Source organism: Paralcaligenes sp. KSB-10, assembly GCF_021266465.1.
GTDB lineage: Bacteria > Pseudomonadota > Gammaproteobacteria > Burkholderiales > Burkholderiaceae_B.
This window is the reverse complement of the sequence record NZ_CP089848.1, coordinates 71,810-84,839: the sequence shown is the minus strand read 5'-3', so window position 1 is coordinate 84,839 and position 13,030 is coordinate 71,810. Positions and strand designations below refer to the sequence as shown.

The following is a 13,030-nucleotide window of genomic DNA, read 5'->3' as shown; positions in this document are numbered from 1 at the left end:
CCATGACTCATCCGCAACCCACATCAACTCCCGCTCTCCCGCTGGCGGGGATCCGCGTCGTCGAAATGACGCATATGGTCATGGGCCCGACTTGCGGCATGATTCTGGGCGACTTGGGCGCCGAAGTCATCAAAGTCGAGCCGCCGCAAGGCGACCGCACCCGCACCTTGCTCGGGGCGGGGGCAGGCTTCTTCCGCACTTTCAACCGCAACAAGAAAAGCGTTGCCCTGGATGTGAACAAACCGCAGCAACTCGAGGCGCTGCGCAAACTCATCCATACCGCGGATGTCTTTGTGGAGAACTTCAAACCGGGGCGCATGGCCGCACTCGGCCTGGATTACGCCACGCTCAAGCTCGATAACCCTGGCTTGATTTACGCATCGCACAAAGGTTTCCTGAGCGGTCCGTACGAAAAACGCCTGGCGCTGGATGAAGTCGTACAGATGATGGCCGGCCTGGCCTATATGACGGGGCCGGTCGGACGCCCCCTGCGGGCGGGCAGTTCAGTCAACGACATCATGGGCGGCATGTTCGGTGCGCTGGGAGTCCTGGCGGCCTTGTTCCAGCGCAACAATACCCGCATGGGCAAAGAAGTCCAGAGCGCACTGTTTGAAAACTGCGTGCTGCTTTCGGCCCAGCATATGCAGCAATACATAGTGACAGGTCAGGCCGCCGCCCCCATGCCCGAACGCATCAGCGCATGGGGTATATACGACACCTTCGAGCTGGCCGGCGGCGAACAGATGTTTATCGCCGCCACGGGCGATGCCCAATGGAAGACCTTATGTGAAATCGTCGGCCGCCCCGATCTGCATGCCGATGCCCGGCTCGCCAGCAATAACGATCGCGTCCTTGCGCGCGACTGGCTCATCCCCGAACTGCGCGCCACGCTGAAACAGTTCGACGGCGTTCGACTGGCGCAGGAATTCGAGCAAAAAAACATACCTTTCGCTGCCATAACCCGGCCCGAACAGCTCTTCGACGACCCTCACCTGATTGCCAGCGGCGGGCTTGGCAAACAGGAGCTCGAAGATGGCTCCGTCACCGACATGCCCCTGCTACCCATTTCGCTCGACGGCGAGCGCCTGCAGCCGCGCACGCCCATTGCACGCATAGGCGAGCACACACGCGAAATCATGGAAAGCCTGGGATATGAAGCCCAGGACATACAAAAAATGACTCACCCCGGTTGAACGGCAGCGCTCGTTCCTCCGGAAAAACCGGTGGGTGGCTAAAATAAGGCATGAAAGCTGGAATATTCTTAGTTAGCCTTTTGGCCATGGCCGGCTCCTGGTACTGGATCAGTCATCGCCAGGGTCGGTCCCTGCCATTGCCGCAACAGCTAAAAAATGCCCTCAAAAGCGTTGTCATCGGCATTGCAGTGTACTTTTCCCTGCTGTTTGTCGTGTTGGTCTATTTGATGGCGAGCACGCTTTGAGGCTTTCCGCGCAGGCTCAGCCAAATGGCCAGGTTCCTCCGCGGCAGACAGAGGGGTCTCCGCCAACCGGCCGAGCCGGCTCACCTTGCTAAAAAGCAAAAAATGAAATGTAATAGCAGTTACACCTTTTGTATTTTTTTTCCAGGCATTTGTAACAAAGTGCTCGTTTATCGACGTAATATTTCAGCATAAACAGCATGCCATGCGTCATTACCTTGTGACCTTCTCTCGGCTCCTGAACATCGCCGTGCTTTCCCTGGCATGCGGATCCAGCTGGGCAACACCGGCCGATTGGCCGATTGCCCCTTCCCGGCTTACCCTGCCTACGCCCTATGGCACGCTCAGCATCAAAGCCAGCGACTACATCTATGAATCGCGGCTTATGCTCGATAACGTCGAACTGCAGCCGAAAATCGAAGGCTTGCTCAATATTCCCTATGCATTCGCCATGCCCAAGGCCCTGGCAGCGCTGGTTTCCATTAATAGCGGCAACAGCATATGCCCCATCGTGTACCGATGGATAACAGTGCGCAAGGGCGGATATAAAATGTCGGCGGAATTCGGTTCCTGCTCGAGCCAGATCAAAGTATCGGTAAAAGGCCATAAATTCACGCTTGCCACACCCAACAGCCAAAAGCCGGATAAAATCGATATCTACGTTTACGATGGCAAAACCATCAGGCAAGGCAGACAGTAAGCCGGGCCGCCTCCAGATCCGGCCTTGTCGTAGTTTCCAGACCCTTACTTTTTTATTTAAAGAACGATTTTGACTTCTGCAGCCAACCAAACTTGGGGCTTCTTGCACCCTGACTGCTTCGGCCAAAAGGCCCTGATGTTTTTTAGCTGGGATTTGGCCAAAACCATCGAACAGCAATTCGAACTGCATTCGGCCTCAACACTGTCGACTCAACTTTTCGAAGCCCAAAAAGCCGTCGATCGCCTGTTGAACCAGTATGTGCAAATTCAGGCCAATCCTGCCGCCTTCGAAGGACAAAGCATTACCCTGCACCTGGAACGCGACGATTCCGATGCCAGTTCGACACCGGTGCTCGCTTTGCACACCTCACCCCACCTCGAACAGCTTATTCTCGACATGCAAACACAGCAGGCATCGCACACCATTAATTAGGCCCGACATGACAACACCCCAATGGGGCTATGAACGCCCCGAATGCCGTGGCGATTTTGCACTGAGCCTGTTTCTCGACGATATGGAGCGTTTGGTAACCCATTACGCGACAAAAACCGACACCCCCGAAATCCGGCAATTTCAGGCACAGGCCGCCGCCAACAAGCTATTGCAGGCCTACCAGAAAAACGCCCGGGGAACTCAGGCTTTTACTCAGCAGTCCATAGAAATAAAATCCATTATTGATGAAACCGGCCGCCTGCAATTTGTGCCGATCTTTTCCTCCGGCCTGAAGGCCTGTCTGATGGATTTGCTGAAACGCTCCAACAAGACTCACTTGCACTGACATCAGCCGGCATCGCCGACGGGATCAATTCGAATGTCCACGAGCAAACATACCGCAATGATTCGCGTCTGGGATCTTCCTACCCGCCTGTTCCACTGGGCCCTGGTGTTGTGCGTTATCGGCTCTTTTATCACGGTCAAGCTCGGTGGCCTATGGATGGACTGGCATGTGCGCTTCGGCCTGTGCATCCTCGGCCTGATCCTGTTTCGAGTTATCTGGGGTTTTTGCGGCCCCCGTTATGCCCGATTCACCCAATTCATCCACGGCCCCCGCTATATCCTGAGCTACTTGCAGGGCAAAACACCGCACATAGCCGGCCACAACCCCCTGGGCGCGCTCTCGGTGGTGACCCTGCTCGCTGTATTCGGCTTCCAGGCCTTCAGCGGCCTGTTTGCCAATGACGACGTCATGACCACCGGGCCGCTCGCGTATTTAAGCGACGCCTGGTCCAACACCCTGACCGAGCTGCATGACATGAATCAATGGCTCATGATAGCCCTGGTCAGCCTGCATGTCGGCGCCATCGCCTGGTACCGGCGGCAAGGCAAGAACTTGATGGGCCCTATGATTCACGGCAACGCGCCCGTCAATGCCGAACATCAGGCATGCCTTCCGGGCGCGCGCGACTCGTGGCTTGTGCGGCTGGGTGCAACTCTGCTGGGGCTGGCCATCGCCGCGCTTGTGTGGTGGATACAAACCCTGGCGCCGGCGGCCGATTTTTCATACTGAGCCGGCGTGCGGCACCAGCCAGATCAGGTAGGAGATGAACAAGCCACAGACTGCGAGTCTATGCCAAGCTGTTCCTTGAAACCGGCCCATCCTTGCGGCGTCACCCGAATCAGGCGAGACGATTTCGAACGCCGCAGCCACCCTGACGCGCACAAGGTCGCCATGAATTGAACACCCAGCGGTCCCGCCAGATGATGGGAACGCTCCGTCCAGTCCAGGCATTGCCGGGCAATCCCCCGCCGAGTGGGCTTGAGCGCCGGCATATCAATTCCCATTGCCTCAAACCACCTCGCACCAGCGGAGGTCACGTCATAACGCTTTTCCTCCGCGGGAACAAGAAAGCCGCGCAGAACCAATGCCTGCGTCACAGCCACCCCTAACTGGCCGGCCAGGTGGTCATAACAACAACGGGCCATATGCAGATCTTTGGCAAGCCGGCTCAGGGGTTTGCGCCGGATCGAAGGCCTGATCACCGCCAGACTTTCAAGTGCCTGGGCCACATGCGGGCCCGCCAGCCGATAGTAACGGTGCCGCCCTTCTTTCTCGCACAAAAGCAGGCCGCCTTCCAGCATCTTGGACAAATGCGCACTGGCAGTTTGGGCGGTAATTCCCGCGGCATACGCCAACTCGCCCGCCGGCCGGGCGCGCCCGTCCAGCAGGGCCAGCAGCATGGCCGCCCGGGTCGGGTCGGCAATCAGGAAGGCTACCGAGGAAATACTAGGCAGGGAATTCATTTTCGATCCTCCGGGAAGAGCTTTAAATCTTACGCCCGAACAGGCGTACATGCTTCGATGCGCAACGAAGCATTCAAGCGCGGCATCCAGTTACTGTAGGACTCAATCCTCTGGACATAAACGGCTGCCATGAAACACAGGAAAACATATTCGAAATCGATTTACTCGCCCGTTCCAAAGGCTCATTTGAGCAATCGCGGGGAGCTGGCTCTCGCAGCACTATGCATGGCCGTGCTGATCGCCCAGATCGACACGGCTGTCGTCAATCTCGCGGTCGGGCCGATTGCCACGTATTTCAGGGCAAGCGTTGCGGCCATGCAGTGGGTCGTCGACAGCTACAACCTGGTTTACGCCATTTTGCTTCTGACGGGAGGATTGCTCGCCGATCTGTATGGCCGAAAGCGGGTCTTCATGGCCGGCATTGCAATTTTCACGGTGGCCTCGCTTCTGTGCGGCTTTTCCTCAAATGTTGCCTTGCTGGTCGCCGGACGCACTCTCGCCGGAGCAGGAGCAGCGCTGATGACTCCCGCCTCCCTGGCAATCCTGCGAGTGGTCTGGCCCGATAGCAAGCAGCGTGGCCGGGCCTTGGGAATTTGGGCCGCCTGCAATGGCCTGGCATTTGCCATTGCGCCGACTCTCGGCGGCTTGTCGATCAAATGGTTCGGATGGCGCAGCATTTTCTTCCTGGTGGTTCCTGTCGGCTTGCTCGCCCTGGGGCTGGCCATACCGGCCATTGCCGAATCTTCCAGTCCCGAAAAGCGCCATTTCGATCCGGGAGCCCAAGTGCTGGGAGCCTTGGCTCTGGGCGGTCTCGCCATCGCAGCCATCGAAACCCACCACGACCGCACTGCGGCACTGGGAGCGCTAATTATTGCAATCCTGTCGCTCCTGCTATTCATCCGGATCGAAACAGCGAAAGGCCCTACAGCGATGGTTCCCTTGGACATGTTTCGCGCACCCGCGTTTCGCGGCGCGATCGTCGCCACCGCGGGCATGACTTTCGGCATGTACGGCGTCCTGTTTCTGCTGCCATTGATCTGGCAAACCCAGGGCACTTTTAGCGCAACGCAGGCGGGGCTCGCGCTGATGCCCATGGCCCTGGTCTTCCTGCTTATGTCGCCTCTTACAGGCAAACTTGCCGAAAAAACAGGCATGCGCCTACTTGCTTGCGGCGGTGTCGCGATGATTGGATGTGGCCTGCTGCTCCTGGGCGTCACCGCCGAATGGACATCTCTGGCCTACGCCGAGTCGGGCCTGCTACTGGCGGGCGCCGGCATGGGATTGGCCACCGGGCCGCTGATGGGAATGGCGATGGGCGCCGTTTCTGCGGCGCGATCAGGCACGGCTTCGGCACTGATCAATGTCGCCAGAATTGCGGGAGCCACGCTGGGAGTGGCGGTCCTGGGCGCCCTGTTTGCGAGCGCAGGAACCCCGGTCGCCGGGCTGCGCTTCGCCATGCTATTGGGCGGCTCGATTCAAATCGCCTGCGCTGCCGCCGCCTGGCACACAACGCGGCCGACTATTGAATCAGGCAAGAATCAGGCCACAGCCGACAGCACCTGACGAGTTCCATTCAGCTTGCTCAACTCTTCTCCTAGATACCGGGCAATCGTACGCATGCCGAACAGGCCGGCTTGAGCTTCGGCATCGCTGTTGTAATTGGTATTGGTGTTGACGTCGTAGGTGTAGATCTCACCGCGCACATCGGTGATGAACTCTATGCCTGCAATGCCTATGCCATTATTGGCAATGAAACGGCTGTAGCGATCGATGATCGGGTCATTGAATTGCTTGATGATCTGGAAGCGCGGCGCGGCGGCCACGGGCGCCGTTTCTCCGACCGGACAGAATGCATCGCCTACCTGGCAAACATCGGCGGGACAAAGCTCGAATCCAAGCGAGGTATCGACACGCACCGCATACATGAATTGCCCGCCGACAAATTCGACACGGGTGATATAGGGTTCAGGGGCACGGATGTATTCTTGAATCAGGGTAATGCCATCGACGGAATCTTCGAACTCCGCGCTGTCGACATGGCTTTCCAGTGCCTCAACCGTATGAAACAAATGCACACCCAGGCCTTTTCCAGCCCGATTATGTTTGGTAATGAAGGCGCCATTCATTTTTTTGGCTGCCGCAACAATGTTGTCGCGCCCCACCGCGGCGATGGTATATGGCGTGCGGATGCCGAAATTCGACAGCGCCGCATATTGGGCGATTTTGCTGACCTCAAGCTGCAACGCGCGGCTATTGTTGACCACACGACGGCCATGCGATTCAAGCCACGCCAATACGCCCGCCGTATATTCCGGCGCATAACGATGATCGCGAGTATGCGAAGACGCACTCATGCGGTTGTAGAACACGCCTTGCGGCGGAGCGCTGGACAGATCCAGCAGGCCCTCGCTGAGAAACCATTCTTCGTAAGGCAGGTCGAGTTCCGCAAATGCGCTGCGTAAAGGTTCGACCCAGGCGTCATTTTCGTGGATCACATGGATTTTTTGCATGGCTGCTTCTGGCAAAGGCATAGGGCGAACCCCTATGCAGAGTAATTAGTTAATGTCAGCTTAACGGTAGGGAACCCTATTGAGAACGAATGAATGAGCATATCGTTATTAAATAATGATATATAGAATCCACCGCACGTCCATGCAATTTCAAAGATGCGATCCTCGGCATCACGGCAAAAGGCGCCGCCCGGCGACTTTGAGCATGGGTACCGCATGCCAGGGGTCAACTGCGAATACGCCTCGTCTATTGAAAAAATCGAACGATCGTTCTATAATTTTTTTCAGACAGCAAACAAATCAAAGCAGCAAAAAGGAGACATCAATGCCTGACAAGTTCAGCCTGGCTGGAAAAGTCGCATTGGTCACAGGAGCGGCAGGTGGCTTGGGAGCGCATTTCGCCCAAACCCTCGGCCGCGCGGGAGCCAAGGTGATACTGGCGGGGCGGCGGCAAGAGCCGCTGAATCAATTGGCACGCGGGCTGAAAGAATTCGGGATAGAGGCCCATGCAGTGTCTATCGACGTCACCGATGAATCCAGTATCCGGTCCGGCTTCGAACAGGCACAGGCGCTTTGCGGCCTGATCAATATTGCCGTGTGTACGGCCGGGGTCACCGCCAACAAAAATGCGCTTTCTCTTTCCACCGAGGAATGGGGCCAGGTGCTCGATGTCAACCTAAAAGGCTGCTGGATGGTCAGCAAGGAAGCCGCCCGGCGGTTGATTGACGCGGGGCAGCCTGGTTCCATCATTCATATCTCTTCCATCCTCGGGCACCGGGTGGCCGGCCATGTGCTTCCCTACACGGTTTCGAAAGCCGGCCTCGAGCAAATGACCAAGGCCCTGGCGCTGGAGTGGGCTCGCTACGGTATCCGTGTCAATGCCTTGGCGCCCGGCTATATCGAAACAAACCTTAACCGCGACTTTTTTGCTTCAGAGCCCGGGCAGACCCTGATCAAGCGCATTCCCCAGCGCCGGCTGGGGAATGCCTCCGACCTGGATGGCGCATTGCTGTTGCTGGCTTCCGACGCCTCGGCCTACATGACGGGCAGCTCGATTGTCGTGGATGGCGGCCATCTGCAGTCCACTCTATAAGGAATACAACACTATGGACTTCACACTTTCAGATGTAGGCGAAGCCTATCGCAAGCGCATCAGGGAATTTGTCGACAGCGAACTTATCCCGCTGGAAAAGACCCCCGGGTCATACGATGAACACGAGAACATTGATGAAGCCTTGCTGCAGACTTTAAGAAGCAAGGCAAAACAGCACGGCTTGTGGTGCCTGCAGATGCCGCGCGACCGCGGCGGCCAAGGCCTGCAAGTGACAGACATGGCAGCCTGCTACGAAGAAATGAATCGTTCGATTTTCGGGCCGGTGGTGTTCAATTCCGCGGCGCCCGACGACGGCAATATGATCATACTGAACAAGATCGCCACCCAGGCGCAAAAAGACCGCTGGCTGCAACCGATCATCGATGGCCAGGTGCGTTCATCGTTCGCCATGACGGAGCCCGCTCCCGGCTGCGGGTCCGACCCGTCCATGATGCAGACTCGCGCCGAACGCAAGGGCGACCACTGGGTGGTCAACGGAACCAAGCATTTCATCACAGGGGCCGGAGTCGCGGCGCATTTCATTCTTATCGCCCGCACCTCCGACGATAGCCGCAAAGGCTTGACGGCCTTCATGTTTCACAAAGACGATCCTGGCTGGGAAGTGGTGCGCCGCATTCCCATCATGGGGCCCGAGGAACACGGCGGCCATTGCGAATTGCGCTTCGATGGCCTGCGCATTCCCGATGAAAACCGTTTGATGGAAATCGGCGACGGCCTGAAATTGACGCAGATACGCCTGGGTACCGCGCGCCTGACGCACTGCATGCGCTGGCTCGGCCTTTCCAAGCGGGCTCTCGAAATCGCCGGCGAATATGTATCGCAGCGGGAATCGTTCGGCGTCAGGCTGGCCGACCGCGAAGGCGTGCAATGGTTGCTGGGCGAAGCAGCCATGAATGTCCAGATCGGCCGTCTGCTGACCATGCACGCGGCCTGGAAGCTGGATCAGGGCGATTTTGCCCGCAAGGAAGTCTCCATGGCTAAAGTCATTGTGTCGGAAACCTTGCACAAATCGGTGGATACCGCCATTCAATTGTGCGGCGCCCGGGGTTATTCCAAAGATACGCCTCTCGAATGGATATACCGGTACGCCCGCCAGGCTCGGCTGGTGGATGGTGCATCGGAAGTCCACAAAATGGTGTTGTCCAAGAACCTGCTGGCCGAGGGTGGCGATTTCTGGCACTGGGGATAAGGCATGGAGCTCGAAGACACCGCCAAGGCCCTTGCGCAGTTTGTCAGGCTCCAGACTCACGCCGACAAGGTGGGCGTGCTCGAGTTTTTCCGCTTGTCGGGCGGCGCAATACAAAACAATTATGCCCTGACGGTAGATCTCGCCGGCGGCCGGAGCCCCGGGCGCAAAGAACTGGTAGTGCGCAGCGACGCCCCGTCGCGCATAGCGGCCAGCCTGAGTCGTCCGCAAGAGTTTCATGTGCTGGCCGCCGCATACCGGGCTGGAGTAACCGTTCCGCAGCCCTTGTGGCTATGCGAAGATGAATCCCTGGTCGGCGAGGCATTCTGCATCATGAGCCGGGCTCGTGGCTCGGCCTCGCCGCGCCAATTGCTACGGGGAGCACTCAACGAAGCGCAGGCACACACCCTCACGGTGCAACTGGGTGTCGAACTGGCCCGCCTGCATCAAGTCAGGCCACCTCATCCCAGCCTTGATTTTCTGCCCATACCCCAGGCGAGCCCCGCCCTTCACCGCATCCAGACCTATCGTCAGGCGCTGGGCTCCATACCCGAGCCGCATCCCGTCCTGGAGTGGTCGCTTAATTACCTGCAGGATCACGTACCGGGCGGCAGCGAGCTCGTCTTGTGCCACGGCGACTTTCGTACCGGCAACTATATGACGGAAAATGGACAGCTGACCGCAATCCTCGACTGGGAATTTGCCGCCTGGAGCGACCCTTACGAAGACCTGGGATGGCTCTGCTCGAAAAGCTGGCGATTCGGAGTCAATGATCGGCAAGTAGGGGGCGTGGGCCACAAAAATGAACTGTTCGAGGGCTACTCGAGCCTTTCGGGAAAGCCTGTCGATACCGGCAAAGTCCTGTATTGGGAAATCATGGCGATGACCCGCTGGGCGATTATCGCCCTGCAGCAGGCGCAACGCCATTTATCAGGGGAGCAGTCCTCGCTTGAACTTGCGCTGACCGGACGCATGCTGCCCGAGATCGAATCCGATCTGCTCGCCCAGATCCATGAAATTGGGAAAAGCCATGATTAACCTGCCGCACGGCCCCGAACTGCTGCATGTAGCGCGGCGCACCCTGCTGGATGAACTGCTGCCACTGCTGCCGCCCGAAAAAGTCTATGAAACACGCATGATAGCCAATGCAATGGCCATTGCCGCACGCGAACTGACACAGCGGGACGCGGCGGAGCAGGAGAGCACCACGCGGATACGCGTTTTCCTACAAAGCATTGCTGCGGATCCGCATAGGGCCGCCACCGAAGAAACCCTGGCCGCGCTGATCAAAGAACGCCGCATCGGGCCGGCCGCACAGGAACCGCTGCACGAGCTGCTTACGGATCTCACCACAGCAAAGCTGGCCATCAGCAACCCGAAATATCTTTCAGGCAACCAAGGGTAGACAGACATGGAAAACAAATATGAGCACGGCCTCGATCAATGTCCGGCGAACTATTCGGCGCTCACCCCCATCAGCTTCCTGAAACGCGCGGCCCAGATATTCCCTGAAAAGACGGCGGTCATAGACGATGACACCCGCCTCAGCTATCTTCAACTCCACCAGCGCTGCCGTCGCATGGCATGCACTTTGCAGGAAATCGGCATCAAGGCCGGCGATACCGTGGCTGTGCTGTGCTTCAACAGCCACGAGCTCCTGGAAAGCCACTATTCCGTGCCCATGGCCGGAGCGGTGCTCAATGCCCTGAATACCCGGCTCGATGCGGCAACGCTGCGTTTTATTCTCGGGCATGGCGAAGCGCGCCTGCTGTTTTACGATACTGAATTCGAAGCCCTGGTTGCCGAAGTTGTAAAGGGCCTGGAAAATCCCCCTTTGCTCGCCAGCATCGAACGCATTGCCAAATCGGCTCCAGGGTTTGCCGCGCTGACCTATGAAGACATGATTGCGGCAGGCGACCCCGAATACTCCTGGCAAAAAGTCGATAACGAATGGAATGCCATATCGCTTAACTATACGTCGGGCACTACAGGCAATCCAAAAGGCGTTGTGTACCACCATCGGGGCGCCTATCTGGCAGCCATGAGCAATGCCATGGCTTTCAATATGAATCCCGATACGGTGTATTTATGGACCCTGCCCATGTTTCATTGCAACGGCTGGGGATATCCCTGGGCGATCGCGGCTGTCGGCGGCACGCATGTCTGTCTGCGAAAAATCCAGGCTGAAACAGTGCTGGCGCATATTGAGCAGCATCGGGTCACGCATCTGTGCGGCGCGCCGGTGGTATTGAACCTGCTGCTCAGCGACTTCGACAAACGAGGCACGGTGTTCGCCAACCCGGTCCAGTTCGGGCTGGGCGGCGCCGCGCCGCCCAGCCCGGTGATTCAGCGCGCACAGAAAATCGGATTCAGCATTACCCATCTGTACGGGCTCACCGAAACCTATGGGCCGTCAACCCTGTGCGTATGGCAGGACGACTGGGAAGGCCTGGCGCCCGACAAGCTTGCTCAGAAAATGGCGCGCCAGGGCGTCGCCAATTTCGCGATCGACGAAGTGCAGGTCCTGCACCTTGCCGAGGGTATTGCCGTGCCTGCCGATGGAAAAACATTGGGCGAAATCGTGCTCAAGGGCAATACCCTGATGAAAGGCTATCTGAAAAACGCAAAGAGCACACAGGAGGCCTTTAAAAACGGTTGGTTCCATACCGGCGATCTGGCGGTGATGCACCCAGACGGCTATGTTGAAGTCAAGGACCGGAGCAAGGACATTATTATTTCCGGCGGTGAAAACATTTCCAGCCAGGAAATCGAAGAAGTGCTGTATCGGCACCCTATGGTGTACGAGGCGGCTGTGGTTGCGCAGGCCGATCCGCACTGGGGCGAAGTCCCCTGCGCCTTTGTCTGCCTGAAAGAAAATGCCGGCGCCGTAAACGAACAGGACATCATCGAATTCTGCCGCGCCGGCATGGCCTCATTCAAGGTACCCAAAAGGGTTGTCTTTGGCGAACTGCCTAAGACATCGACCGGGAAAATCCGCAAGAACCTGCTCAGGGACCAAGTCAGCCAAACAGGCCAGGACCTGTCGGCATAAACAGGACCATAGTGTGCAAAAAATAAATGTGATTGCCCGCAAAGACGATCTCGATCCGCAGCGGGCGCCGGGCAAGGTGGCCATTGTGCTGGATATCATCTTTGCCACCAGCACCATTGTCACAGCGTTGCAACAGGGCGCCCGATCGGTCGTACCCGCATTGGACGAGGCCCAGGCCAGGCAGCTGGCCGGTGTGCGCGAACCGGAGGGCTTCGTCCTTGCCGGCGAATATCACGCCGACACGCTTTCCGGATTTCATGCCTACAACCCTCTGGCAATGCGCGCTTCACTGCTTGCCGGCAAGGATCTTATTTACTCCACAACCAATGGCACCGTCGCATTGTGCAAGGCGCAGGCATGCCGGCATGTATACATCGGCGCCCTGCTCAATGCCCGCGCGGTGGTAGACCACTTGCTGCGGCACTTCCAGACAGAAACCATACTGCTCGTATGCGCAGGCTCGCGCGGCACCTTTTCGCTGGAAGATTTCTTTGCCGCCGGCTACTTCGTCAGCCTGCTTTTCGAACTGGGAGGAAAGAGTCGAATAGCACTGAGCGATTCGGCCATTGCAGCCATGCGTCTGGCTCGGCAAAACGATCCGCTCGATATACTGCTGTCGTCAAAAGTCGGGCTGCGCATGCTCGATCGCGGCATGCAGGCCGATATTGAGCATTCCGCCGCCCTGGATACCTGTTCCATTATCCCCGTTCTGACAAATGGCATAGTGGTTCGCGCATGAAGCGGGAGCGCCAGTCAGAGCCGCGGGCAAACAGGCTGTCTTTTGCCGCCGAA

The 13,030-nt window shown here is 57.8% G+C and carries 14 protein-coding genes; 12 read left to right on the top strand and 2 right to left on the bottom strand.

The window, feature by feature from the left end:
• Positions 1 to 2 precede the first annotated feature (2 nt).
• The 5 genes from LSG25_RS00400 to LSG25_RS00380 all read left to right on the top strand — a co-directional run bounded on the left by LSG25_RS00400 (position 3) and on the right by LSG25_RS00380 (position 3,642).
• Complete coding sequence (locus LSG25_RS00400) at positions 3 to 1,193, top strand: CaiB/BaiF CoA-transferase family protein (RefSeq protein WP_232742766.1); 1,191 nt, start codon at positions 3 to 5, stop codon at positions 1,191 to 1,193.
• Positions 1,194 to 1,640: 447 nt separating this feature from the next.
• Complete coding sequence (locus LSG25_RS00395) at positions 1,641 to 2,135, top strand: hypothetical protein (RefSeq protein WP_232742765.1); 495 nt, start codon at positions 1,641 to 1,643, stop codon at positions 2,133 to 2,135.
• 135 nt (positions 2,136 to 2,270) lie between these two features.
• Positions 2,271 to 2,567 carry a hypothetical protein gene (locus LSG25_RS00390; protein ID WP_232742764.1) on the top strand — a complete coding sequence of 99 codons (297 nt, stop codon included), beginning with the start codon at positions 2,271 to 2,273 and terminating at the stop codon, positions 2,565 to 2,567.
• Between the two features lie 7 nt (positions 2,568 to 2,574).
• Positions 2,575 to 2,913, top strand: coding sequence for a hypothetical protein (locus LSG25_RS00385; RefSeq protein WP_232742763.1), 339 nt, complete (start codon positions 2,575 to 2,577; stop codon positions 2,911 to 2,913).
• A gap of 33 nt (positions 2,914 to 2,946) precedes the next feature.
• Positions 2,947 to 3,642: a cytochrome b/b6 domain-containing protein gene (locus tag LSG25_RS00380; RefSeq protein WP_232742762.1), complete on the top strand. Its 696-nt coding sequence runs from the start codon at positions 2,947 to 2,949 to the stop codon at positions 3,640 to 3,642.
• Positions 3,643 to 3,665: 23 nt separating this feature from the next.
• Here LSG25_RS00380 and LSG25_RS00375 read toward each other — a convergent pair whose 3' ends face one another.
• A complete protein-coding gene (locus LSG25_RS00375) occupies positions 3,666 to 4,376 on the bottom strand; it encodes a helix-turn-helix transcriptional regulator (RefSeq protein ID WP_232742761.1) in 711 nt (236 codons plus the stop codon).
• 225 nt (positions 4,377 to 4,601) lie between these two features.
• Here LSG25_RS00375 and LSG25_RS00370 point away from each other — a divergent pair, with 225 nt between their 5' ends.
• Positions 4,602 to 5,939 carry an MFS transporter gene (locus tag LSG25_RS00370; RefSeq protein ID WP_232744505.1) on the top strand — a complete coding sequence of 446 codons (1,338 nt, stop codon included), beginning with the start codon at positions 4,602 to 4,604 and terminating at the stop codon, positions 5,937 to 5,939.
• Here the strand turns inward: LSG25_RS00370 and LSG25_RS00365 are convergent.
• Complete coding sequence (locus LSG25_RS00365; protein WP_232742760.1) at positions 5,915 to 6,907, bottom strand: RimK family alpha-L-glutamate ligase; 993 nt, start codon at positions 6,905 to 6,907, stop codon at positions 5,915 to 5,917. The genes LSG25_RS00370 and LSG25_RS00365 overlap by 25 nt on opposite strands.
• 304 nt (positions 6,908 to 7,211) lie before the next feature.
• Here LSG25_RS00365 and LSG25_RS00360 point away from each other — a divergent pair, with 304 nt between their 5' ends.
• The 6 genes from LSG25_RS00360 to LSG25_RS00335 are packed head-to-tail and all read left to right on the top strand — an operon-like array spanning position 7,212 to position 12,977.
• On the top strand, positions 7,212 to 7,979 hold the full coding sequence (locus tag LSG25_RS00360) for an SDR family NAD(P)-dependent oxidoreductase (RefSeq protein ID WP_232742759.1): 768 nt from the start codon (positions 7,212 to 7,214) through the stop codon (positions 7,977 to 7,979).
• A gap of 13 nt (positions 7,980 to 7,992) precedes the next feature.
• Entirely contained in the window at positions 7,993 to 9,189 is a 1,197-nt protein-coding gene (locus tag LSG25_RS00355) for an acyl-CoA dehydrogenase family protein (protein WP_232742758.1), read from the top strand.
• Between the two features lie 3 nt (positions 9,190 to 9,192).
• Positions 9,193 to 10,224: a phosphotransferase family protein gene (locus tag LSG25_RS00350; RefSeq protein ID WP_232742757.1), complete on the top strand. Its 1,032-nt coding sequence runs from the start codon at positions 9,193 to 9,195 to the stop codon at positions 10,222 to 10,224.
• The gene (locus tag LSG25_RS00345) at positions 10,217 to 10,591 is read left to right on the top strand and encodes a DUF6285 domain-containing protein (protein WP_232742756.1); all 375 of its coding nucleotides are present in this window, start codon (positions 10,217 to 10,219) and stop codon (positions 10,589 to 10,591) included. Before LSG25_RS00350 ends, LSG25_RS00345 begins: the two co-directional genes overlap by 8 nt.
• 6 nt (positions 10,592 to 10,597) lie before the next feature.
• Positions 10,598 to 12,238 (top strand): AMP-binding protein, encoded by a 1,641-nt coding sequence (locus LSG25_RS00340; RefSeq protein WP_232742755.1) that lies wholly within the window; start codon positions 10,598 to 10,600, stop codon positions 12,236 to 12,238.
• A gap of 13 nt (positions 12,239 to 12,251) precedes the next feature.
• A complete protein-coding gene (locus LSG25_RS00335; protein WP_232742754.1) occupies positions 12,252 to 12,977 on the top strand; it encodes a 2-phosphosulfolactate phosphatase in 726 nt (241 codons plus the stop codon).
• Positions 12,978 to 13,030: the final 53 nt, after the last annotated feature.

Coding starts and splice junctions, on each gene's coding strand:
- LSG25_RS00370 (WP_232744505.1), top strand. CDS start 4,602: ATGGCCGTGCTGATCGCCCAGATCGACACGGCTGTCGTCAATCTCGCG.
- LSG25_RS00355 (WP_232742758.1), top strand. CDS start 7,993: ATGGACTTCACACTTTCAGATGTAGGCGAAGCCTATCGCAAGCGCATC.
- LSG25_RS00360 (WP_232742759.1), top strand. CDS start 7,212: ATGCCTGACAAGTTCAGCCTGGCTGGAAAAGTCGCATTGGTCACAGGA.
- LSG25_RS00380 (WP_232742762.1), top strand. CDS start 2,947: ATGTCCACGAGCAAACATACCGCAATGATTCGCGTCTGGGATCTTCCT.
- LSG25_RS00350 (WP_232742757.1), top strand. CDS start 9,193: ATGGAGCTCGAAGACACCGCCAAGGCCCTTGCGCAGTTTGTCAGGCTC.
- LSG25_RS00340 (WP_232742755.1), top strand. CDS start 10,598: ATGGAAAACAAATATGAGCACGGCCTCGATCAATGTCCGGCGAACTAT.
- LSG25_RS00390 (WP_232742764.1), top strand. CDS start 2,271: ATGTTTTTTAGCTGGGATTTGGCCAAAACCATCGAACAGCAATTCGAA.
- LSG25_RS00395 (WP_232742765.1), top strand. CDS start 1,641: ATGCGTCATTACCTTGTGACCTTCTCTCGGCTCCTGAACATCGCCGTG.
- LSG25_RS00385 (WP_232742763.1), top strand. CDS start 2,575: ATGACAACACCCCAATGGGGCTATGAACGCCCCGAATGCCGTGGCGAT.
- LSG25_RS00365 (WP_232742760.1), bottom strand. CDS start 6,907: ATGCCTTTGCCAGAAGCAGCCATGCAAAAAATCCATGTGATCCACGAA.
- LSG25_RS00400 (WP_232742766.1), top strand. CDS start 3: ATGACTCATCCGCAACCCACATCAACTCCCGCTCTCCCGCTGGCGGGG.
- LSG25_RS00375 (WP_232742761.1), bottom strand. CDS start 4,376: ATGAATTCCCTGCCTAGTATTTCCTCGGTAGCCTTCCTGATTGCCGAC.
- LSG25_RS00345 (WP_232742756.1), top strand. CDS start 10,217: ATGATTAACCTGCCGCACGGCCCCGAACTGCTGCATGTAGCGCGGCGC.